Origin of the sequence: Pseudoalteromonas sp. SG43-1, from assembly GCF_014164415.1 — a bacterium.
GTDB lineage: Bacteria > Pseudomonadota > Gammaproteobacteria > Enterobacterales > Alteromonadaceae > Pseudoalteromonas > Pseudoalteromonas distincta.
The window spans coordinates 56245-78865 of the sequence record NZ_JACJFD010000024.1 but is presented as its reverse complement, the minus strand read 5'-3'; the positions used below and the strand labels follow the sequence as shown (position 1 = coordinate 78865).

19 protein-coding genes are annotated in these 22621 nt (G+C 40.1%); 5 read left to right on the top strand and 14 right to left on the bottom strand.

Features of this window, described 5'->3' with window-relative positions:
• Positions 1 to 88: 88 nt before the first annotated feature.
• On the bottom strand, positions 89 to 1816 hold the full coding sequence (locus H5159_RS15835) for a DUF885 family protein (RefSeq protein WP_182780629.1): 1728 nt from the start codon (positions 1814 to 1816) through the stop codon (positions 89 to 91).
• Positions 1817 to 2033: 217 nt separating this feature from the next.
• Between H5159_RS15835 and H5159_RS15830 the strand changes: the two genes are divergently transcribed.
• The 3 genes from H5159_RS15830 (at position 2034) to H5159_RS15820 (ending at position 4031) form a co-directional block, all read left to right on the top strand.
• Positions 2034 to 2621 carry a DUF4202 domain-containing protein gene (locus tag H5159_RS15830; RefSeq protein ID WP_182780628.1) on the top strand — a complete coding sequence of 196 codons (588 nt, stop codon included), beginning with the start codon at positions 2034 to 2036 and terminating at the stop codon, positions 2619 to 2621.
• Between the two features lie 47 nt (positions 2622 to 2668).
• Positions 2669 to 3172, top strand: a complete 504-nt coding sequence (locus H5159_RS15825) for a zf-TFIIB domain-containing protein (RefSeq protein ID WP_182780627.1) — start codon at positions 2669 to 2671, stop codon at positions 3170 to 3172.
• Positions 3173 to 3272: 100 nt separating this feature from the next.
• Positions 3273 to 4031 carry a hypothetical protein gene (locus tag H5159_RS15820; protein ID WP_154904106.1) on the top strand — a complete coding sequence of 253 codons (759 nt, stop codon included), beginning with the start codon at positions 3273 to 3275 and terminating at the stop codon, positions 4029 to 4031.
• Positions 4032 to 4261: 230 nt separating this feature from the next.
• Here H5159_RS15820 and der read toward each other — a convergent pair whose 3' ends face one another.
• From der to ndk, 9 genes are all read right to left on the bottom strand, one after another.
• Positions 4262 to 5728, bottom strand: coding sequence for a ribosome biogenesis GTPase Der (gene der / locus H5159_RS15815; RefSeq protein WP_182780626.1), 1467 nt, complete (start codon positions 5726 to 5728; stop codon positions 4262 to 4264).
• Positions 5729 to 5802: 74 nt separating this feature from the next.
• On the bottom strand, positions 5803 to 6981 hold the full coding sequence (bamB, locus tag H5159_RS15810; protein WP_002961301.1) for an outer membrane protein assembly factor BamB: 1179 nt from the start codon (positions 6979 to 6981) through the stop codon (positions 5803 to 5805).
• Positions 6982 to 6991: 10 nt separating this feature from the next.
• Positions 6992 to 7612 carry a tetratricopeptide repeat protein gene (locus H5159_RS15805; RefSeq protein WP_182738768.1) on the bottom strand — a complete coding sequence of 207 codons (621 nt, stop codon included), beginning with the start codon at positions 7610 to 7612 and terminating at the stop codon, positions 6992 to 6994.
• A gap of 19 nt (positions 7613 to 7631) precedes the next feature.
• A complete protein-coding gene (gene hisS / locus H5159_RS15800) occupies positions 7632 to 8912 on the bottom strand; it encodes a histidine--tRNA ligase (RefSeq protein WP_008168943.1) in 1281 nt (426 codons plus the stop codon).
• Positions 8913 to 9048: 136 nt separating this feature from the next.
• Positions 9049 to 10167, bottom strand: a complete 1119-nt coding sequence (gene ispG / locus H5159_RS15795; RefSeq protein WP_154904108.1) for a flavodoxin-dependent (E)-4-hydroxy-3-methylbut-2-enyl-diphosphate synthase — start codon at positions 10165 to 10167, stop codon at positions 9049 to 9051.
• A 5-nt stretch (positions 10168 to 10172) separates the two neighbouring features.
• Positions 10173 to 11039 carry a RodZ domain-containing protein gene (locus H5159_RS15790; RefSeq protein WP_002961292.1) on the bottom strand — a complete coding sequence of 289 codons (867 nt, stop codon included), beginning with the start codon at positions 11037 to 11039 and terminating at the stop codon, positions 10173 to 10175.
• Complete coding sequence (gene pilW / locus H5159_RS15785) at positions 11036 to 12874, bottom strand: type IV pilus biogenesis/stability protein PilW (protein ID WP_182780625.1); 1839 nt, start codon at positions 12872 to 12874, stop codon at positions 11036 to 11038. The genes H5159_RS15790 and pilW overlap by 4 nt, the downstream gene beginning before the upstream one ends.
• 126 nt (positions 12875 to 13000) lie before the next feature.
• Entirely contained in the window at positions 13001 to 14131 is a 1131-nt protein-coding gene (locus H5159_RS15780; RefSeq protein WP_002961289.1) for a bifunctional tRNA (adenosine(37)-C2)-methyltransferase TrmG/ribosomal RNA large subunit methyltransferase RlmN, read from the bottom strand.
• A gap of 170 nt (positions 14132 to 14301) precedes the next feature.
• On the bottom strand, positions 14302 to 14733 hold the full coding sequence (gene ndk / locus H5159_RS15775) for a nucleoside-diphosphate kinase (protein WP_002961288.1): 432 nt from the start codon (positions 14731 to 14733) through the stop codon (positions 14302 to 14304).
• A gap of 275 nt (positions 14734 to 15008) precedes the next feature.
• Between ndk and yegQ the strand changes: the two genes are divergently transcribed.
• Positions 15009 to 16394, top strand: coding sequence for a tRNA 5-hydroxyuridine modification protein YegQ (gene yegQ / locus H5159_RS15770; protein ID WP_182780624.1), 1386 nt, complete (start codon positions 15009 to 15011; stop codon positions 16392 to 16394).
• Positions 16395 to 16652: 258 nt separating this feature from the next.
• Complete coding sequence (locus H5159_RS15765) at positions 16653 to 17525, top strand: EamA family transporter (RefSeq protein ID WP_182780623.1); 873 nt, start codon at positions 16653 to 16655, stop codon at positions 17523 to 17525.
• A gap of 34 nt (positions 17526 to 17559) precedes the next feature.
• On the opposite strand, the gene H5159_RS21095 is transcribed toward H5159_RS15765, so the two are convergent.
• The 4 genes from H5159_RS21095 to H5159_RS15750 form a co-directional block, all read right to left on the bottom strand.
• Positions 17560 to 17775 (bottom strand): LysR substrate-binding domain-containing protein, encoded by a 216-nt coding sequence (locus H5159_RS21095; protein ID WP_259399124.1) that lies wholly within the window; start codon positions 17773 to 17775, stop codon positions 17560 to 17562.
• Between the two features lie 40 nt (positions 17776 to 17815).
• Positions 17816 to 18448, bottom strand: a complete 633-nt coding sequence (locus tag H5159_RS15760; protein WP_259399123.1) for a LysR family transcriptional regulator — start codon at positions 18446 to 18448, stop codon at positions 17816 to 17818.
• A gap of 351 nt (positions 18449 to 18799) precedes the next feature.
• Complete coding sequence (locus tag H5159_RS15755) at positions 18800 to 21523, bottom strand: TonB-dependent receptor (protein WP_182780622.1); 2724 nt, start codon at positions 21521 to 21523, stop codon at positions 18800 to 18802.
• Between the two features lie 21 nt (positions 21524 to 21544).
• A complete protein-coding gene (locus H5159_RS15750; RefSeq protein ID WP_182780621.1) occupies positions 21545 to 22606 on the bottom strand; it encodes a Ca2+-dependent phosphoinositide-specific phospholipase C in 1062 nt (353 codons plus the stop codon).
• Positions 22607 to 22621 lie beyond the last annotated feature (15 nt).

The following is a 22621-nucleotide window of genomic DNA, read 5'->3' as shown; positions in this document are numbered from 1 at the left end:
GGGTGAGGATTAATGATTAGGTATTTTAATTAGCTCGGCAGTTTACTTAACTAATAGAGACGGCTAAGTAAGCCGTCTCTATTAAAATTTAAATAGCTGATTTTTGCTCTGCTATCCAATCGTTTATTACATCTTCTAGCACTTCCATAGGGAGTGACCCTTGGCCGATTACGGTGTCGTGAAAGCTGCGTATATCAAACTTAGCACCTAGCTCTTTTTCGGCTTTTGCACGCAGTTCGCGTATTTTTATTTCGCCCATTTTGTAAGAGAGCGCTTGGCCTGGCCATGAAATATAACGATCTATTTGATCCTCGACCGCGCTTTGTGGCAAAGCAGTGTGATCTGCCAAGTAGTCAATTGCCTTTTGGCGGCTCCAGCCAAATGCATGAATACCGGTATCAACAACGAGTCTCACGGCACGCCACATTTCGTAACCTAAACGACCAAAGTCGCTGTATGGGTTTTGGTAAAAGCCGGCTTCTTTACCTAAACGTTCGGTGTAAAGTGCCCAGCCTTCGCCAAATGCTGAGTGGCTAAGTGTGCGTCTAAATTCGGGTACATCTAACTCCATTGCAATCGCGTTTTGTAAATGATGCCCAGGGATTGCCTCGTGCAGGCTTAGTGCTTCTAAATTATATAAGGGCTGTAGCTTAGGTGTTGAGGCTAAAAAATAAGTGCCGGGGGAACGGTTATCAGCAGGTGGCATATAAAACGCGCCGCGACTCGCTGAGCCTTTTATAGTAAAGGTATTACGTGGTAAATGATTAAAATAGGTTGGTAACTTGCCATACATTTTTTGCGTAATAAAGGCTGTTTTTTCAAGCAGGTCTTGCGCGTCTGTTGCGTAAAATTGCTCGTCGGTTGCTAAAAATTCTAAAAAATCGCTGTAAGAGCCATCAAAGCCTACTTTATCAATGATGTTTTGCATTTGTGTTTTTATACGTGCCACTTCTTTTAAGCCAAGCTCGTGTATTTGCTTTGGTGTGGCATTGGTTGTGGTGTAGTAATTAACAGTATATTTGTAATACTCAAGCCCGCCTTTAACGCTTGAAATACCCGGCTGCGCTCTACAGTTAGGCATGTAATCGTTTTCAAAAAAGTCGTAAAAGTGTTGATAAGCCGGAACTACTTTTGAGCTAATTAAGGCTTTTGCTTTGTTTTGGTATGTTGCCTTTTGCTCTGCTGTAAATGTATTTGGTATGCGTGTAAAGGGCTCGTATAAGGCGCTGTTTTCAGGTTGCTTAACAATATGAGCGTTAATACTCTGGCTGTAATTTTCAAATGTTTTGCAGTAGTGCGTGTAACCCTTTTCAATACCTTCTTTCATCAAGTTAATGTTTTCTTGATTAAAGCGAGGGTAGTCGGCAAGGCTTACTAAAAATGCGTTGTAATCATCAGGCGTTAAAAACGCCATATTAGCCGGTGCTTCGGCAAAGTAAGTATGCCAGCCACTTAAAAAGTTAACTTGAAAATACTTATCTTGATAAAGGTAGCTTTGCTGCTCTGTTTCTCGCTCATATTTAAATAAACGATAGTTCATTAGCTGCTCGCTATTGAGCGTTTTAGGGTCAATACTAGCTAAGTTTTTTAACACACTGTTGTTGTAAGCTTGGCGCTTCGCAATGGCTTGCTCGGTCCAATGTGGCAATGTACCACTGGGTTTCCAGCCGTCTGGATCGGTACGAAAGAATATTTTTTCGGCTTTTGCATTTTGCCAATGGTTATCAATAATCGTTTTTAAATCAGTGTTACTGTCGGCTAGGCTTGGTAGTGGTGCAACAGCTAAACAAATAGCTAAAATACTTTTTTTAAACATAGTCATCCGTTATTGGCGAGTTAGTCGCGCTTTTTTATTTTAATTTGTGCTCAATATAGTACCAAGTTAACTTAATCAATGCGCTTACTTTTATAACTTGTGCCTCTAGGCTTTACTTTTTGATTGAACAAATTTCACTTCATAACTGAGTGGCGCACTAGTTTATTGTTTTATCAGCGTTTAGAATGATAAAAACTCATTATAAAAAATGACCGTCATGTTTAATAAAGTAATCGCCTTAATTGATGAAGCAAACAACCAAGACCCAAACAGTGAGCAATTTAATGGGGAGAGTGTTCCTAAAGAGTATTTATACTCACAGCGAATGAGCGACATGCTTAGCCGATTTAACCCCAATGCTGACGAGCTTATGCAAATTGCAGTGCGTGGGCAGCATATACAACGTTGGAAATCGCCGCGTAGCGACTTTGCAATGAACAAGCAGGGCTATCATCAATGGCGCAGTGCGCTTTATATATTTCATGCAAGTAGTGTTGTTGCGCTTATGCAGCAAGCTGGATACAGCGATGCTGAGCAAAACAGAGTGTACGATGCAGTTGCTAAAAAAAATATTAAACGTAACCCTGATAGCCAATTAGTAGAAGATGTAGCAAGCCTGGTATTTATTGAGCATTACATGCTCGGGTTTGCTAATAATAAGCCCGATTATAATGAAGAAAAGTGGGTTGGTATTATTCGCCGTACATGGCAAAAAATGTCTGATGACGCGCATGAGTTTGTACTTACAGGTAATATTACTCTACCGGCGCCGCTTGTTGGGCTTATTCACAAAGCACTTGAATAAATAATAAATAATAAATAATAAAAATATAAAATAAAAAGGAATTTTAAATGTATTGTCCTCGTAGCGATACGCCACTTGAACCTTTACTTGTTGGCGGGATCACTGTTTACACCTCAGCGCAAGGTGGCGTGTTTTTTGATAACAGCCAAATATTTAAATTTAGCTCTCCAGAGCTAAAGCATAGCCAAGTATTGCTAAAACATTTGAGTAATTATAGTGAGACTGAATACGATGTATCGCTACGAGTTAATTGCCCAAAGTGCAAAAACATTGTGATGATGCGCAGGTATTTTTCGCCAGTAGAGGCCGTCGAAATAGACGAATGCCCAGGTTGTGCAGGAATATGGCTTGATAGTGGCGAGCTGGCAAAAATACACGAAAACCATTTAACACCCCGAGAGCGTAAGCTGTTAGCCCACGAAATGGCAACCAATCATGGTTTTATAACTATTAAGCCGCCAAAATCAAAGTATTATCCTAAAGCGCCTACAAATTTTCAAGGCACCACAGTTGAACGGCTGGTGCAATTAGCATTACTTAACTTTGAATAATAAAGTAGTCATGAACGCTACATTAATTTTAAGCTCGCAAGTGCTGCTAATAAAAGCATGACTTGCCAAGAACAAATTTTAAAACCAAGGAAGGCTGAGTATGAAGGATTATAAGTGTAAAACTGCACTGCAATTTTACTGTGTGCTACTGGCGTGTTTTTTGACAACAAGTTGCACTACGGTATTTGATAAAGCGCATGGCTATCGTGGGCCTATTGTTGTGACGATTGAAACAGAGGATGGCTCAGTGCCAGAATTCCCTTTTTTGATAAAGTCGGCCTATTCAGAGTCGTGTGGTCATAGTAGTTGTGGTATTGACTTTGGTTATAAATATTTTAAAACGGCCTATGCTAATGAGCCAATTACCTTCCCACGGGAGCGTTTGGATTTATTACAGCCCAACGCCTATGCATCGATTGAGTTTACTGTTACTCATCCTAATTATCACCACCGCGGATTTCCGCGAGGCTTTGCGCCCACCGATGCTGATGACCCTATTCATATCACGTTTACCGTTAAGCCGTTTGCTGAACAAATGAATAAAGTAGCTGGCTGGGCGACTGGCCCTAAGCAAGACATGCAAAACTTTACACCTGATAGCAGGGAATATAAAAAAGCAGACATTCGGTATCGCCAAGCGCGCTTTAATTTAGGAAAGACGATTAAAAGGCACATTACGGTGATCAAAACTATGTACTTACCCCATTTTTCAAAACGTATGCAACAACGGGTGATTGAAAAGTATCAACCGATTTTTAGAGCCTGGTATTACGGTGTACCTGAAACGGATTGTTGGAACAAAATGACTTGCCAAGAACATATTTTAAAGCCAAGGGAAGCTGAATATGAAGGATTATAAGCGTACTTATCTGCAATAATACTTAATCATTTTGCGGAGCTAAATATGTCGCTCCCTGCGTTAAAAATTCTCATTTTGAACCACTAAATAGCGAATTTTTTGCCTAGCTAGCAACATGTTTTTCAAATCTCAAAATAGATCACTTAATTAAGCTAATTGGTATAAAGCATAAAAAACGGCGTACTAAATAGTACGCCGTTTTTTTTGTAATAAATTAACGCTTATGCAGTTTATTTATTACGGTTTTCTTTTGCAAACGCACGTATTTTACGTTTTTGCGAAAGCGTTACTTTATTAGTACGCCCTGCAAATGGGTTATCACCTTCTCTAAATTCAATTTTGATTGGGGTGCCCATAATTTTAAGTGCTTTACGGTAGTAGTTCATCAGGTAGCGTTTGTAGCTATCTGGTAAATCGTGAACTTGGTTACCATGAATTACAATACGTGGCGGGTTATAACCACCGGCATGCGCATATTTAAGCTTAACACGACGACCACGAACAAGTGGCGGTTGGTGATCGGCTTGAGCCATGTCCATAATTCGGCGCAGCATTGCTGTACTTATACGTTTAGTTGCCGACTCGTAAGCTTCGTCAACAGATTCGAATAAATGACCAACACCTGTACCGTGTAATGCAGATATAAAGTGTAGGCGTGCAAAGTCTATAAAACCTAAACGGCGATCGAGTTCTGTTTTAATACGGTCTTTAACGTAGTCGTCTAGGCCATCCCATTTGTTCACGGCGATAACCAATGAACGACCAGAGTTAAGCGCAAAACCAAGTAAGCTTAAATCTTGATCAGAAATACCATCACGCGCATCAACAACAAGTAAAACCACGTTACAATCTTCGATTGCTTGTAATGTTTTAATTACTGAGAACTTTTCAACTACGTCACTGACTTTTTTACGTTTACGAACACCTGCGGTGTCAATTAACACATACTCTTTGTCGTTACGCGTCATTGGAATGTAAATAGAATCGCGTGTTGTACCTGGCATATCATATACAATTACACGATCTTCACCCAATATGCGGTTTGTAAGTGTTGACTTACCAACGTTAGGGCGACCAATAATAGCAAGCTTTACAGGTTTATCTGCAAATGATTGATGATCGGTATCATCTCCTTCGCCTTCTTCGTAAAGGTCGATTAGTTCTTCGTCATCACCTGTTACTTCTTCATCTTGCGCGGCTAGTTCAGCAATAAGCGGCTGAAGTGTTTGCTCAAGTAATAATGTAATACCACGGCCATGTGCAGCTGCAATGTGATGTATTTCACCTAATGATAATTGGTAAAATTCAGCACAATTTGAATCTGCGTCAATACCATCGGTTTTGTTGGCAACAACAAAACACTTTTTCTCTTGCTTGCGCAAGTGATTAGCAATGGCTTGGTCAGCTACGGTCATACCTACACGAGCATCTACTAAAAACAGAACAATGTCGGCTTCTTCAATGGCTAGCAGAGATTGATCTGCCATTTCGATTTCGATGCCTTCTTCTGAGCCATCAATACCGCCCGTGTCTACCACGATAAATTCATAGCCATCGTAACTAGCTTGGCCATATTTTCTATCTCGTGTTAAACCTGGAAAATCGGCTACGAGTGCATCACGAGTACGTGTTAAACGGTTAAATAATGTGGACTTGCCCACATTGGGTCGCCCAACTAGAGCGATCACGGGAAGCATAAACTACCTCTTTAAAAAACAACAAAAGGCTTCGCAGTGCGAAGCCTTACAAAAAACCTTTAAGTGTTAGCTAGTTAGTTAGGTATTTTTACCATACTAACTTCACCATCACGGGTGTATAAAATTAGCTTATCGTCGGCAACAACTGGCTCAACAAAAAAGCCCGAGCTGTCAAAGTCTTCACGAGATACTAGCTCGCCAGTTTCTTTATTTAGCCAATGTAGGTTACCTTCTTGGTCTCCTAAAGCTAAGTGGCTACCTGCAACTGCAGGGCCTGTTAGGTACCAACCACGTAGAGCGGGTTGGCTCCAACGTTCAATACCTGAATTTTTATCTAATGCGTAAATAACACCATCGCTATCTACTAAATAAATTGTTTGTGCATCCATCGCAATTTCGCGGTAGCTGCTGTACTCACGTTTCCATACAACATTGCCAGAGCGAATATCTACAGCAGCTAAGTTGCCGTTGTAAGCTATAGCGTAAGCGTATGGACCGCTGATAAGTGGTTGAGTGTCTACGTCAACTAGGCGTTCAAATTCTGATGCGCCTTTAGCAACCGCAATTTCTGCACTCCATGCTGAGTAACCACTGTCTGAAATTAATACACTTAGCTTGCCTGTTTCAAGGCCTACTAATACACCACCGTTAGCAACGGTTGGCGAGCTTTGTCCGCGTAATGTTAGTGGTGGAACTTCTTGTTCAAAACTCCAACGCTCTTCGCCCGTATCTGGGTGAAGGGCTAACAATTTACCAGAGCCTAAATTTACAAATATTAAGCCATCGCCTGCTGTCGGTTTAGACAGTGATTCGCCTGGTACATTCTTACGCCAAACTTCTTCACCGGTTTCGCGATCAAGAGCAATAATAAAGCCGTGTTCAGAACCTATATAAATTTTACCATAGGCTTGCAAAATACCACCTGATAATTTTGCATTACCGTTGTCAGCCCATGGCCAAAACGATAAATCTTGGCGTACATCGGTTTCCCACTTGGTATCGCCGTTAGTAAGCGAAAGCGCTTCTACTTGGCCTTCGCGGCTAGCAACATATACAGTATCTTTGTAAACAGCTGGTGTTAAACGAGAAAAGTAATGCTCTACGCCATCACCGACAGATTCTTGCCAAACAACGTCAGTTTCAAATTGGTTTACAATTTCAGGAAGTACTAGTTCATCTTCATCATCACTTGATGAACAACCCATCAGTGTTGCCATACATAGGGCAAGGGCTGCTGTTGTAAATTTTTTCATGCCTAAAACCTTATGCCGCTGGGCTAGTTACTGCTAGGTCATCTAACTTAATTTGTAATAGTGGGTTACTTGTTAATCCACCCGCATCTATTGCTGCTTGGTATGCAGTACGTGCTTGATCTTTGTTACCTTGCTGTGTGTAAATGTCGCCTTTAAGCTCGGCAACGTTTGCATTGAATGCTTCAGGTAATGGTGCATTTAATGTAGTTAATGCATCGTCATATTTAGTTTGTGCAATTTGAATTCGCGCTAAACGTGTAATCGCAATTGCTTTTAATTCTGTATTTTCAGTATTAGACACTATCCAGCTTAGCTTTTCGCTTGCTACGTCTAATTTTTTTGCTTCTACAGCGTCTTTTGCAGCAACAAATGCAGCAAGTGTTGCGTAGTTTGTATCTTTATTTTCGCTAATAAACGCATCAGCTGAAGATAATACATCATCACTTTCAACAAGCGCTGTATATGAATCTGATGCTTTTTCAGCGGTAGTAATTTGGTTTTGGTTATATGCTTTCCAGCCATATAAGCCACCAAGGCCAACAAGTATGCCTAGTGCAAGTGAAATGCCGTTTTCACGGAAAAAGCGTTTAATGGCTTCTGCTTGTTGTTCTTCTGTTGAATAAATATCCATTCTTACCTCTAATGTTCGCTTAGCCGTTAATAAGCTCAGCTAATAGCGCTTTAGCTTGTTCTAATTCTAATGTGACTTGTTCTTTACGCTCGCGTAAATACTTGATGGTCACAACGCCTTTTTCTAATTCATCTTCACCAATAATCACTGCAACAAGTGCATCGCTTTTATCAGCACGTTTTAATTGTTTTTTAAAGTTGCCGCCGCCCGCATGCACCATAACGCGTAAACCTGGTACGTCTTTACGTAGTTGCGCTGCAATTGCAGGAGCTTGAATGCTTGCTTTGTCGCCCATTGCTGCTAAATATACATCAGCATTACGACGAATGTCACCTACACACTCAAGCGCTTGTAGTAATAACACTAATCGCTCTAGACCCATTGCAAAACCAACTGCTGGCGTTGCTTTGCCGCCAAGCTGTTCAACTAAGCCGTCGTAACGACCACCAGCACATACTGTGCCTTGTGCGCCTAAGCTGTCGGTTACCCATTCAAATACGGTACGGTTGTAGTAGTCTAAACCACGTACTAACTTTTCATTAACCGTATATGAGACGCCAGCAGCGTCTAAACGTTCACATAAATTTTCAAAATGTTCTTTTGATTCAGCGTCTAAGTTTTCAGACAATTTAGGCGCATCAGTTAAAATTGCTTGTACGTCTGGGTTTTTGCTATCAAGTACGCGTAATGGGTTTGAATACATACGACGTTTTGAGTCTTCATCAAGCACATCAATGTGTTGCTCAAGGTAGGCTACTAACGCATCACGGTAATCTGCACGCGCTTCGTTAGAGCCTAAAGAATTTAGCTCTAAACGAACGTGGTCAGTAATACCAAAGGCTTCCCATAGTTGCGCTGTTAATAAAATAACTTCTGCGTCTATGTCGGCTGTGGCAATACCAAATGTTTCTAAACCAAATTGGTGAAACTGACGGTAACGACCTTTTTGCGGACGCTCGTGACGAAACATTGGACCCATGTACCAAAGGCGTTGTTCTTGGTTATATAGTAAGCCATTTTGGTTGCCAGCACGTACGCATACTGCGGTGCCTTCTGGGCGAAGTGTTAATAAGTCGCCATTGCGATCGGCAAAGGTGTACATTTCTTTTTCTACTATATCGGTAACTTCACCAATAGAGCGTTTGAATAAGTCGGTTGATTCTACAATAGGAAAACGAATTTCTTGATAACCGAACGATGCTACTGTCTCGCGTAAAATGCTTTCTACTTTCTGCCAAACTTGTGTATCGCCCGGCAGACAATCGTTCATACCGCGAACTGCCTGAATTTGTTTTGCCACTGATAAATCCTAAATGCTGTTTATGTGTAATAAAAAATGCTTACACAACAAGAATGCTAAAAATTGACCCGCTATTATAGCGTTCTGGTCATAAAGGTAAACGCCAAACACCGTTGTTTGGCGCTTTATACGGTATTTATTCGACTATTTTAATATCGATAGGTGTTTGCTGCTCTTTTTGAGCAATAAAGTCGCGCACGTAGCCTTCGAGCTGGTCAACAATGTTGTTGTTGTCAATACGCGCTTTTTGGCGCTCACCATTAATGTATAAACCTGAGCGACGGTTTGCACCGGCAAGGCCAATATCACTCACAAGGGCTTCACCTGGGCCGTTTACAACACAACCAATTACCGAAACCGATACAGGCTCAATAATATCTTCAAGGCGCTCTTCTAGCTGGTTCATGGTGCTTACTACATCAAACTCTTGACGAGAACAGCTTGGGCAGGCAATAAAGTTAATACCGCGCGAACGTATGCGCAGCGATTTTAAAATATCAAAACCTACTTTAATTTCTTGAACAGGGTCAGCTGCAAGCGACACTCGCAGTGTATCGCCAATACCTTCGGCAAGTAGCATACCTAAACCTACGGCTGATTTAACCGAGCCAGATCGCATGCCGCCCGCTTCGGTAATACCTAAATGCAGTGGTTGGTCTATTTCTTTAGCGAGTAAGCGATAGGCGCCTACCGCTAAAAATACGTCTGATGCTTTTACCGATATTTTAAATTGGTCAAAATCAAGGCGGCGTAATATATCTACATGGCGCATTGCTGATTCTAATAAGGCTTCAGGTGTAGGCTCGCCATATTTTTCTTGTAAGTCGCGCTCAAGTGAGCCGCCATTTACACCAATACGAATAGGAATGTTATACTCGCGAGCAGAATCGACCACAGCTCTTATACGCTCTTCGCTACCTATATTACCTGGGTTTATGCGCAGACAATCTACGCCGTACTTTGCCACTTTTAAGGCTATACGGTAATCAAAGTGAATATCGGCTACTAGCGGAATAGTCACTTGTTCTTTAATACTTTTAAACGCTTCAGCTGCGTCCATAGTCGGTACTGATACACGCACTATGTCGGCACCTGCATCTTGTATTGCCTGAATTTGTGCAACGGTTGCATCAACATCCATGGTGTCGGTATTGGTCATTGATTGCACAGCAATAGGGGCGCCGTCACCAATAGGGACGTTACCTACATTGATACGGGTGGATTTTCTGCGTTTAATTGGGGATTCTGAAAACATAGCGACTACTCTGCTAGTGGTAATGTAAATTTGGCTAAACGGTTTTTAGGAAATGCAGAAACATCTACAGGTTCGCCGTTTAAAGTAATGTCTACAGCGTCATGCTTACCAAGCACAACTGAAAAAGGAGGCGTTCCGCTTACGGTCATAATGTAGCCTGCTTTTTTAACGCCGAATGCTATTTTTTCGCCTTCGCCATCGTAAATTTCAACCCAACTTTCGCCGTTAAAGTTCATAACAATTGTACTGCTAGCATCTTCTTGGCTTTCGTTGTTAGATGTAATAGGAGCCGTTTCTGTAACGGCTTCTGAGCTTGTTGATGTTTCAAGCGTATCTTTTGATTCTAATAGTGATTCGTCGTTAATTTCGGCTTGTTGCTGTTGCTGTAAAATACTGGGTTGAGCTGCTTGTCGTTCACTCATTATTGAGTTGGCAACGTTTATTTTACTGGTTTGCTCTTCAATGGGGGTGGCGTTTTGCCAAAACCATAAAGCAGATGAGCCAATAACAATCGCTAAAATTAAATAACTAAAAAACATTAAACGGCTGTCGCTTGCTTCTTTTTCTGTTCGGCGCGAAAAGCTTTGCATATTAGCGGGCTTGGTCGGCTCTGGTGGGGCCGGCATCATTGCTAATATAGGTGCGCTATCGACTTTTAATTCACGGCAATAATTTTTTATATAGCCTTTAACAAAAGTGATAGGGCCTAGTAACGCAAATTCATCATTTTCAAGGCGTTTAATTTGAAGTTCAGACAGCTTTAACGGTGCAGCGATAGTTGCGATGCTAACGTTTGCTTGCTCTCTATGATTTTTTAGTATTTGGCCTACAGTTGGCTGTTCGCTCTGTGTTTGCGTATTTTCTTCATTCATAATGTGTATGAGTCTGGATCCACTAGTAAAAGTCTGTGCCCTGGTTTTAATGCTATATCAGGACTTAATTTATTCCATCGCATTAATTCATCAATTAATACATGCCGCTGGGTAGCTATATCGTAAAGGGAATCACCAGCTTTAATTTCGTAATAAATATTAGGATCGTTTAGGTATATTTTACTTCCATTCATTACCCGATCCGACTCTTTTAAACCATTCCATTGCAGGAGTTTTTGTAGTTTAACATTGTATCGCACCGAAATGCTAAATAGGTTTTCGCCAACAGCAATTACATGAAATGGCACGCGTAAAGGCGATACTTTTGGATTAAGCATTGGAAGCTCAGCTTTTTGCACTGCTTCGTAGCTTTTAAATTCAATATCAGCATTATTTTGATAGTTGCTGTTTTCAAAAACGGTTGTGTTTTTAGTCGCTTCGTAGAATACCACGTCGCTACTGTTTTTTTGATTTGTAACTGCAGGTGCAGAATTACTGTAGTTACTAGTTTGCTGCGAATTAAACTGGCCTGTTTTAGGTGCGCCAAACGAGATTATTGTTACCTCGTCATCGGCTTTAACCGGTTGTTTTGTTGCTATAACTTCTTTTTGAGGTTCTAAAACGGGCTGTGCTTTTTCAGGCGCTGCTACTATAGAATCTGCAGAGTCGTGCTCAGTAGTAAGTGCAATCATAACAGCCGATGTATCGGTAGGATTGCTTGGCGCGACGACTTTAGGAGCCTCTTCTTTTTGGGTCGTTACTTGTTTTGCTATTACGGTTGCTTCGTCGGCTTGCGTACTGAGCGTATTTGGCAATGCTTGAGCTTGCTCTTCTCTTGCTATAACTGGATTTACATCTTGGTTATTTGCTGTTGCGAGCTTTTTATCTGTTTTTTGCTCGTTGTTTGTTACCAAGCTTGTTGAACCGTCCTCTGGCGAACGTTTCTTTCTAATAACTTTTATTTTTGGTTTTGAACTAACGTGCGCGCCGCTTGCGTCATTTTTTAGTTCTTTTAACTGCGCTTTACGGTATTTTTCTCGCAGTATTTCAAACTCATTAAAACGTGTTCTTTTCTCTTTTAACGCATAGGCTTCGTTGCTGGTAGAGTAAGTTTGCAAAATAGTGTTGGAAATTTTTTCAGCTTCTTCAATTCTGCCCATTCGGTTTTTTACAAGATAGCTAAGCATTAATGCGCGAGAAGATACTTGACCCGTACTTTCATAGCGTTTTAAAAGTTCACTGGCTTTGTACAAGTCACTTTTAGCGTAATACAGTGCGGCTAAGCTAATTAATGTAGATGTTCGCTGAGAGCTGTGATTAAGTGCCTGTTGAAAGTAGCTTTCTGCATTTTCAAAATCATCAAATTCAATAGCACACAGGGCTAAATTTTCGTAGCTTTCGGCAACGCGAATATAACTTGGTACTTCAATGGCTTTTAAAAATTGATCAGTTGCACGATCGTATTCATCAATACCACATAAAAACACACCGTAGTTATTGAGGGTGTTAGGATCGTCTGGCTTGATTTCAAGTGCTTTTTGGTAGGCTTTATCAGCTAGCGGGTTTTCGCCCACTTGTTGGTAGTAATAAGCAAGAGAGTAATGTACTTCAGGTAGGTCAGGAGCAAATGCTGCTGCACGTTCTAAATTGTATTTGGCTTGAGAATTATTACCCGTTTTTAAATACTGTAGGGCTAAAGCAATTCGTGTTCGTGCTGCGCCAGTATTATTAACTTTATTTTCGACGACGGGTTTATTACTGCCGTTATAACTACTTTCACTCACACAGCCACTTAGGGCAAGTGTTGATAGTGTTATAGCAAGTATAGATCGCATTACCTTATCTCTTTATTTTTAGTCCATGTCGCCTATCTTACCTAAAAGCTTTACTCTTGCATCATTTATTTAAAAATAAACAACTTAACAGCCTTATATAGTTTATTCATATAAGGCTGTTACAGATTATGCTTGGTGGATATTAACGGCAATCGCGTTATCGTCGCGGATTTTCTTTTTAGCTAAGCGTTTAGTACGGTCAACTACGTCACCGACTAACTGACCGCAAGCTGCGTCAATATCATCGCCGCGAGTACGGCGCACAATACAGGTTACACCTGCAGCTTGTAGTACTTTTGAAAAGCGGTCGATACGGCTATTACTTGAGCGTGTGTACTCGTTACCCGGGAACGGGTTAAACGGAATAAGGTTTACCTTAGACGGTGTGCCTTTTAACGTTTGTACTAATGCATGCGCTTGGTCAGTGCTGTCGTTAATGCCATTAAGCATAACGTATTCAACAGTTACGTCTTTATTAGCCTTTGAACCGTCGATATAACGACGACACGCCGCTAAAAACTCTTCAATAGGGTACTTTTTATTAACAGGCACTAAAATATCACGCAGTGCGTTATCGGGTGCGTGAAGAGATATAGCCAGTGCTACGTCAATTTTTTCTTTTAGTAAATCAAGAGCAGGTACAACGCCTGAAGTACTTAATGTTACGCGGCGCTTAGATAAACCAAAGCCCCAATCGTCCATCATTAGTTCCATTGCTGGCACTACGTTTTTAAGATTAAGTAAAGGCTCGCCCATACCCATCATTACAACATTAGTCACTGGGCGCTTTTCGCTATGACCATCAAGGCCTATATCTTTAGCTACACGCCAAACTTGGCCAATAATTTCAGATACTTTTAAGTTACGGTTAAAGCCTTGTTGAGCAGTAGAACAAAAAGTACATTCAAGCGCACAACCCACTTGTGATGATACACATAACGTAGCGCGCTCTTTTTCAGGGATCCAAACGGCTTCTACTTCTTGGCCGCCTTCAAGAATAAGCGCGTACTTAATAGTACCGTCGCTTGCTTGTTGGCGAACTGTTATTTCTGGCGCTACAATTTCGCACTCAGCTTTAAGCTTTTCTTTAAGCTTTTTATTTACGTTAGTCATTTCGTCGAAGTTATCTACGCCAAAATGATAAATCCATTTCATCACCTGGTCACTACGAAACGGCTTTTCACCGAACGATGCAAATAGCTCGCGCATTGCATCTCGGTTTAAATCTAATAAGTTAATCTTTTTTTGCTCGGTCATGAAACAACCTCAATCGGTGACGGTGGAGATAAAAATTTACGAGGACGAATTGTACACAATTCACTCACTTTAATCATTAAGTAAAATATCAAAAAATGCACTTATGGATACTTTACGTAATGACTAAAAAAGGGCCCGAAAGCCCTTTTCATTTTGTTAACGAATTCGAATTAACGAGTACGTGAACAAAGCTCTTCGTCAGCGAAGAAGTACGCGATTTCGCGAGCAGCAGATTCAACAGCATCAGAACCGTGAACAGCGTTTTCGTCGATGCTATCAGCGTAGTCTGCACGTAAAGTGCCAGCTAGTGCTTCAGCAGGGTTAGTAGCACCCATGATTTCACGGTTTTTAAGAACAGCGTTTTCGCCTTCAAGAACTGTAACCATTACTGGACCAGATGTCATGAAAGATACTAAAGCGCCAAAGAAAGGACGTTCGCTATGTTCTGCGTAGAAACCTTCAGCTTTCTCTTGTGAAAGGTGAACCATTTTAGCTGCAACGATTTTAAGGCCAGCAGTTTCGAAACGGTTGTAGATAGCGCCAATGTGGTTTTTAGCAACTGCATCAGGTTTTACGATTGAGAAAGTACGCTCTAAAGCCATCTTTATGCTCCAATAATTTTAAGTAAAAGTGTGAATATTAACGGGCGCGAATTATACGCGTTTTAAGTGAAAAATCCTAATTTTATTAAAAACCAGTTTGATTGCTGTTTTATGATCTCGATCAAATTTAAATTATTAGCCATATTTATACTGCTGCGCTTGTGTTTATGTATTTTTCAATAACACCAATTTCACTGGATTAATGCTTAATTTTTCAATCAAATTGGTAAAACTCATGCAACTGGTTTAAACCCAGTTCGATGTATGGAGCGCACATGTTACCCGTTATTTCTTCAATGCCTTTTATTCCTGAATTATTATGCCCCGCAGGCAGTTTAAAAAACATGCGCTACGCGTTTGCTTATGGCGCAGATGCGGTTTATGCGGGGCAGCCTCGCTATAGTTTGCGTGTGCGTAATAATGAGTTTGACCTAGAGACCCTGCAAATAGGCATTAGTGAGGCGCATGCGCAAAATAAAAAGTTTTATGTGGTGTCTAATATTGCGCCGCATAACGCTAAAGTTAAATCGTATTTACGTGATATAGAGCCAGTTATTGCGATGCAGCCCGATGCGCTGATTATGTCGGACCCTGGTTTAATTATGCTTGTTCGTGAAAAATGGCCTGCGATGCCTATTCACTTATCAGTACAGGCGAATGCGGTAAATTACGCGAGTGTACAATTTTGGGCAAAGCAGGGAATTGAACGCGTTATTTTATCGCGGGAGCTGTCGCTCGAAGAAATAACCGAAATACGCACACTCTGCCCAGACACCGAACTTGAAGTATTTGTACATGGCGCACTGTGTATGGCGTATTCGGGGCGTTGCTTGCTCTCTGGTTACATAAATAAGCGCGATCCAAATCAAGGGACGTGTACTAATGCATGTCGTTGGGATTACGATGTAAAACCTGGTGTTGAGAACGAAACCGGCGAAATGGTGCATAAAATTGACCCCAAACAGGTGATTCCTACATTAGGTGAAGGCGCACCAAGCAACGATGTATTTATGCTAGAGGAACAAGGTCGCCCTGGTGAGTATATGCCTGCATTTGAGGATGAACACGGCACGTATATTATGAATTCCAAAGATTTACGCGCTGTTCAATACGTAGAGCAGTTAACAAAAATGGGTGTACATAGTTTAAAAATAGAAGGGCGTACTAAGTCATTTTATTATGTGGCGCGCACTGCACAAGTTTATCGTAAAGCAATAGATGATGCCGCTGTGGGTAAACCATTTGATACTAACTTATTTAAAACATTAGAAAACTTGGCGCATCGTGGTTATACCGAAGGCTTTTTAAAACGCCATGCCCACCAAGATTATCAAAACTATGAATACGGTCACTCTGTATCAACTAAGCAGCAATTTGTGGGTGAAGTACTTGGGCGCTGCGAAAATGGATTAGTTGAAATAGACGTTAAAAATAAATTTTGTACTGGTCACTCTTTAGAGCTTATGACACCACAAGGTAACATTACTTTTACGCTTGAATATATGGAAAACAAAAAAGGCGAAAGTATTAGCGATGCTAAAGGCTCCGGTCACATTGTAAAAATCCCGCTAGATAACGGCATTAACTTAGATCACGCTATTTTAATGCGTAATCTTGAGGATCACCAAGATACACGTAATCCATTTAAACAACCTAGTTAGCCTCTTCAGTAACTGCTCAAAGCTATTTTATTACCTTATATAATTTATAGAGTGGAGCTGAGCAGTTATGCCTATGACGCCCTTTACGAAAATTGCCTACCTGCATTCATGTAAATGCCATTTATGAAACCTATATTGCCAGTAATGCTTATTTATAAAATTTAAAAAGTAAATATACTAGCCTTACAAATTTAACACGTGTTGTTAAAGCGCTCAGCACAGATACTCTATTGTTGTTTTTAAAGGAATCATTTTAGTATGTGGATAATTTTTGCATTACTCGCAACCGTTTTTTTTGGTGCCCGAGGAGTGTTGTATCAATGGACGTCGCAGAAAAAGATTAACCGTAACTTATTATTATTCGGTGTATTTTTTGTAGGATTTGTTATTAGTGCGCTAGGTACTGTGGTATTTGAACATACATGGTATGGCTGGGCAGACATTACGGTTGGGCTAGCGTTAGGTTTTGGCTCTTTTGCTGCTAATGGTTTGTTGCATAAGGGGTTTTCGGTTGGTAAAGCGTCTTTAATTAGTATTTTATCAGGATTGACGCCTTTGTTTGTCCTTTTATTTGCTTTTTTATTGTGGCAGGAGACCTTAACAACAATTCAATTAATTGGCTTTTTCATTATTTTTGGTGGCCTTTATATCATTCGTTATTCAAGCGATATTTCGTTGAACAACCTACAAGGTGCGCAATGGGGATTACTGGCTGCTCTGTCCTTTGCATTTAATGATTTAATGGGTAAGCAATCAACACTCCTTGAGGCAGATACATTCGCCACTTTAACGTCGATGTTCGGGTTTGGTAGTTTTCTTTTTGCTGTTAGTTGGTTAGTAAAGCGTAAAAAAATGCTAGCAGAGCAAGGCACTTCTCAAGGGTATTGGTCTGCGAGTAAAACATTTTCATGCGGGTTACTGATTGGATTAACAAACGTGGCAGGTATGGTGGCAATAATATCGGCTTTTGCAATTGGTAATACAGGGCTCGTTTCGGCAATTTCGGGGATGAACATTTTAATTATTTTGCTCTACTCACGCATCATTCTAAAAGAGTCTTTTACCCGCCAAGAAGTGATAGGATTAGCAACAGCATTTTTAGGTGTAATTGTACTTAGGCTTAGTTTTTAAACGTTTAAAGCTTTCCTTTTAAAAGCATACATTGCTACTTTTCGTTGAAGTGTTGCAATGTATGCTCTATTAATAGTCGTACCCGATAAGATACTTGTTTTCTGTCGCGATAAAGCATAGAAAATGGCTGCCCTTTGCTTTGCCAATCAGGAAGAATGCGTTTAAGCTTTTCGGCTTTAATAAGTGGTAATGCTATATAATCAGGGATGTAGCTAATACCCACACCAGACTCAACTGCTTGTTTCATCATTTGAATTTCATCAACCTCCAATCGAACATGTGTGTTTGGATTAAAACTGTACTCTTCGCTCGTTGGCTGATTGTTTAATTGCCACGGAACCAACCCACGCAATTTTTGGGTGCTGCTCTAATTGTTTAGGATGAGTGATGGATTGATAATCATGGTCTGGGTGAGCACAAAGCACATTATGAATAAGCTTAAGCTCTCTAATAACCCAATTATCAATGGCAGGGTTTCTTACTCTAAATGCTATATCAATCGCTTCTTTTTCAATATCAATAAGGTTATTTGAAAAGCGTAAATCTAGTTGAATATCGGGATACTGCAGTAAAAAATCACAAAAAATAGGACTTAAAAAATGTTTACCCATGTAAATGGGGGCACAGATCCTAATTTTCCCTTTAGGTGGGTCTTTTTCATCACAAAGTGCTTGCTCGATACACTCTACTTCCTCAAATAACTTGCGATAGCGGTCGTAATATAACTCGCCAGTATGCGTTAGCGTTACTCGATGGGCATCTCGATTGAGTAGCGTTAATTGAAGAGCTTGCTCTAATAGACGTATTCTGCGGCTTAAGGTTGATAGTGACATATCAAGATTTGCTGATGCTTTTTTAAAGCTACCTAGTTTTACTATGGTGCAAAAGTAACGTAAATCATCGAGAGAATAACTAGCTGCCATCAAAACCACTTATCATATTAAGACTTAATTATTGATTATGTTGTTTAATACTAACAGCGGCGCCTTAATATTTCATTAGAGATTAAAGGGGGGAGAACTGAAATTAGGCAATCAAATTTTATATAACTTTGATTTCATGACCTTAAAATAAAAGCACTGGTAAATAACGTAACTTAATCTGTTCAGCAAATTAATTAAAAGTAGTTTTAAGTCATATTTGTTAAAGCCATTGTAAATAGATTTACATTGAGTGCTTTATTTAATTAAGTGAATTTATAAGTCGTCTTTTTAGGTGAGTACCTATAGAACAATTCGAGGCTCTACACAAAAATAGAGCCTCATTTTTATAATTTAGAAACGATAACTTGCACCTAAATAAACAGTACGGCCATTAATCGTTGTGTTGTATAAACGATCATTGGAGTCTGAATATTGCTCTTCTCGTTCATTAGTCAAATTACTGGCTTCTATAGTGAGCTTTAGCTTTTCATTAACCTGATAAAATGCTGATGCATCTATGTATGTACTGGCATGAAAACCGTTTTCGTCTTCATCGCCGTTACCCGCTTGTACCGATGCAATATAGTCACTTCTATAAGCTGCTGCAACGCGTGCGCCCCATGAATCAGAATCGTAATATACTGTAAAGTTACCAGAGTGTTCTGAAAGTCCTGGGAATGATTTATATTGATCAATACCTGAATTACCTACATTACGGTACAGCGCTTCACCATCAGCAAATGTATAATTAGCAATAACACCTAAGTTATTAAACGGAGCTGGCAAAAAGTCGAGATCTCGTTGAAAGGCGAGCTCCCAGCCACTAATATCACTTTCATCTAAGTTTTGTGGTTGAATAACGGTGAAAACAGTATTTGCTGTTTGCGGATTACCGTTTTCGTCTACGTCGCCTAAAAAGCTAAGAGGATATCCGGTTTGACTGTACGGGATATCATATGTTTCGGTGATAATGAAGTTATCGATAGACTTATGGAAGTAACTTACGGCCGCATACCCAATGTTTTCAAAATAGTACTCGACTGAAAAGTCGAAGTTAACAGATTCGTAAGGTTTAAGGTTTGGGTTTCCTGAACTGATACTAAGGCCATTGGTTGATGTGGCATCATTTTGTACAACGCCTGTTGGCACTAATGCACCGAGCGAAGGGCGGGTGAGATTTTCGCCATAGCTTGCACGAAGTACTAAACTGTTATTACTATCCCAAACTAAATTTATAGCAGGCAAAAGTCCTGAGTAGGTGTTTTCAACATCAACTACTTCTTCATTTATTAAACCTACGGCGTTGGTCTTAGTATCGTAATGGCGTACACCAGCATTACCCATTAAATAACCTGAGCCCAATTCCCATTCAGCTTCGTATTGCAAATAAGCCCCAAAGGTTTTTTCTTGTACGTTATCGGTAAAATCAGGATTATCTAAATTAGGATCGATATTCATACTTGCTAGGGTGCCTAGTACATCGACACTTACCCATTGCTGTTTATTGTGCGCGGTATTTGTAAATGTCAGGCTTGGATCTACCGTGTCATCCAGTACGCCATTTTCCCAATCGCTGCGGTTAACGTTATCAGATTTAGTTTCACCGTTTTCACTTTCAAACTTTTTATTAGATACACCGAATTTTATATTTGAAGTATTGTTAAGCGTGTAATTAAAATCTAATTTTATAGAGTCAAATGTATTGGTGATTTCTTCTTTAGATATATCAATTTCGTGATAGCGGAATAAACTACTGTCAGTAGGATCAAACCCGTATGTATTTTCCCCATAATAAGCATCCTTGCGATAATCAATAGTTTCATCGCCAAATGTTTCTAGGTAAACTTTAACACTGCCTGTATTGAACTTGGTTTCTGAACGCCCTACTAAGGCGGTCATATTTAAATCTTCTGTAATTTGCCAATCGCTATTTAATACAAACTGACTTATTTTAGTGTCTGCATATTGGCTGCGGCTTTCTGAGTGTATTGCGGCATCTTCGTATACTGAATAAATAGCGTCGTTATTTTCATTTATTTCAAGAGTTGTGAGCTTTGAGCATATTTGCTCGTTGTTATAAGCTGGTCCAGTACAACCAATAGCTGTTGAGCTAGAACCTCTGTTTTGTAAGTGGTATTCACTGCGGTCATTATTCAGTTCACCATATAGAGCGTCAAAACCGAATTCAAGGTTATTACTCGGGCGATACTGCAGGGCAAGTGTTGTCCCTAAGCGTTCTTGATCATTCTCAAATAACGAATAGCGACTACCGCGTGAAAAGCTCACTTCTTCGTTATTTATTTTGTCTTGTAGTTCACCTGAAAGATTTGAGATATCAGAGCCTGAAGCATTTTTTTTGCGCCAGCGATACGTATTGTAACCTTGCTCATTTACATCACGTTTGCTGTATGCAATTGAAAATAATGCGCCAAATTTATCATCCCAAGTATCTGAGATCAGAGCTGCAAAACGTGGACTAACATCATCGGTTTGTGAGTTGTCGCCAAGTTGACCTGATAGAGCAGTATTAAAACCATCAAAATCAAATGGTTTTGCTGTATGAAGTCCAACAGTTCCACCTATACCACCTTCATCCATTTCGGCTGAGAAGGATTTTTTCACATCAACGCGCTGAAATAACTCAGACGCAAATATATTAAAATCAAAAGCGCGAGAGCGACTTACGGAACCTCGGCTATCCATTGCTGAAGACGATGTACCTAAAGCTTCCATACCGTTGAGTTGTACTTGTGTAAAGTTTGGACCCAAGCCTCGTAACGAAATTTGTCGGCCTTCGCCGCCCTCTCGAGTTATGGCAATGCCAGGTACACGTTGTAGTGAGTCTGCTAGATTTAGATCGGGAAAATCTGCAATATCTTCAGCCACAATAGAATCTTGTGCGCCCACAGCATTTCGTTTTAAATCTTTTGCTTTTAACAAACTGTTGCGATAACCCTGTACAACAATTTCTTCCACTTCTGTTTGCGCAGATTGTTCTGCATACACATAATTAGACGCGCCTAATGAACTCATTATAGCCGTTGCTAAAAGCGTACGAGATGGTTTGTTCAACATGATGCTTCCTTGGTTTTTAATTTAAAGTTGATTATTAATAAAAGGGTTTGTGCGCACTAAATGACCTCCGTCAAATTGCACCACATAGTTAAAGCGCGCCTGCTGTGGCGAGCCGGGTATAAAATCGGTTGAAATTACTTGTGCGCCGCTATTTTTTGCAGCATTAAACTGCATTGTTCGTTGCGAATTAGTGGCACTTAAATTTGCATCTGCGCGGGTACGCACCATGAAGCCTTTTAATACAAGTTGCTGAATTTTATAAAAGTCGCGTATAGGGTTGTTCACAATCATAAAAGCAGCTTCGGGGTGGTTTTCATCATAATGGGCAAACATGCTAGCCCCTTTTAACGAAGGCCTATTTTGTTTATAAAGTGCGGATTGTTGTGTATTGCCATCAAATAAGAATATGAACTTACCTGCTAAGGCACGTGTACTTGGCCACCCAAACTTAACGACTGTTTGGTTTAAAGATAATGGCGTTTTGCGTAAATCATCTGGCGTGAATAATAAGTTAGGTAACGATTTTTGAATTACTTCATCGAGTAAATAATAATCTGTCGGTGTAAATTTAAGTGGATTATTCCCCAGAACTAAATCAGATCGTGTTTCTTTTACATTGAGCATTACAACAATTGGAAAGTGCTGCGGATTTGCCTCTGACCATGCTTTCAATGTATTCAAACAGCCACTAAACAACACACAATGGCTTTGCACATCAATGTCGGGAATGTGCATTACTTTAAATCCAGGAGTAGCTAATTGCTTTTTTTCTAACTCATTAAACAAAGGCGTTGTTGCAAAAGTATTAGCCCAAGGTTTTATGTATAAACCCCCATTAGGGTCTTTTAAAACGTCAATTTCTAAATGGCGAACACCGCTATTTAACTGTTTAATAATAGATGAATGACCGTAATCAATACGGGCCATTAGCTTGGGGCTTAAATCATTTAATTTATGTTTAACGCTTACGTTTAATGTTTTTTTATAGCTGTTATGTGAGCCAATCATTTGCAGGGTGTTTAATGGCTTAGCGCTAACACTGCTTACATAACCTGCAAAAAAAATAAAAATAAAAAATGGCATAGCACGTCTCAATTG

Coding starts and splice junctions, on each gene's coding strand:
- H5159_RS15750 (WP_182780621.1), bottom strand. CDS start 22,606: ATGCCATTTTTTATTTTTATTTTTTTTGCAGGTTATGTAAGCAGTGTT.
- H5159_RS15820 (WP_154904106.1), top strand. CDS start 3,273: ATGAAGGATTATAAGTGTAAAACTGCACTGCAATTTTACTGTGTGCTA.
- pilW (WP_182780625.1), bottom strand. CDS start 12,874: ATGCGATCTATACTTGCTATAACACTATCAACACTTGCCCTAAGTGGC.
- H5159_RS15760 (WP_259399123.1), bottom strand. CDS start 18,448: ATGGCAGCTAGTTATTCTCTCGATGATTTACGTTACTTTTGCACCATA.
- H5159_RS15790 (WP_002961292.1), bottom strand. CDS start 11,039: ATGAATGAAGAAAATACGCAAACACAGAGCGAACAGCCAACTGTAGGC.
- H5159_RS15765 (WP_182780623.1), top strand. CDS start 16,653: ATGTGGATAATTTTTGCATTACTCGCAACCGTTTTTTTTGGTGCCCGA.
- yegQ (WP_182780624.1), top strand. CDS start 15,009: ATGTTACCCGTTATTTCTTCAATGCCTTTTATTCCTGAATTATTATGC.
- der (WP_182780626.1), bottom strand. CDS start 5,728: ATGCTTCCCGTGATCGCTCTAGTTGGGCGACCCAATGTGGGCAAGTCC.
- H5159_RS15830 (WP_182780628.1), top strand. CDS start 2,034: ATGTTTAATAAAGTAATCGCCTTAATTGATGAAGCAAACAACCAAGAC.
- H5159_RS15825 (WP_182780627.1), top strand. CDS start 2,669: ATGTATTGTCCTCGTAGCGATACGCCACTTGAACCTTTACTTGTTGGC.
- H5159_RS21095 (WP_259399124.1), bottom strand. CDS start 17,775: ATGATGAAACAAGCAGTTGAGTCTGGTGTGGGTATTAGCTACATCCCT.
- H5159_RS15780 (WP_002961289.1), bottom strand. CDS start 14,131: ATGACCGAGCAAAAAAAGATTAACTTATTAGATTTAAACCGAGATGCA.
- H5159_RS15755 (WP_182780622.1), bottom strand. CDS start 21,523: ATGTTGAACAAACCATCTCGTACGCTTTTAGCAACGGCTATAATGAGT.
- bamB (WP_002961301.1), bottom strand. CDS start 6,981: ATGAAAAAATTTACAACAGCAGCCCTTGCCCTATGTATGGCAACACTG.
- ispG (WP_154904108.1), bottom strand. CDS start 10,167: ATGTTTTCAGAATCCCCAATTAAACGCAGAAAATCCACCCGTATCAAT.
- ndk (WP_002961288.1), bottom strand. CDS start 14,733: ATGGCTTTAGAGCGTACTTTCTCAATCGTAAAACCTGATGCAGTTGCT.
- H5159_RS15805 (WP_182738768.1), bottom strand. CDS start 7,612: ATGGATATTTATTCAACAGAAGAACAACAAGCAGAAGCCATTAAACGC.
- H5159_RS15835 (WP_182780629.1), bottom strand. CDS start 1,816: ATGTTTAAAAAAAGTATTTTAGCTATTTGTTTAGCTGTTGCACCACTA.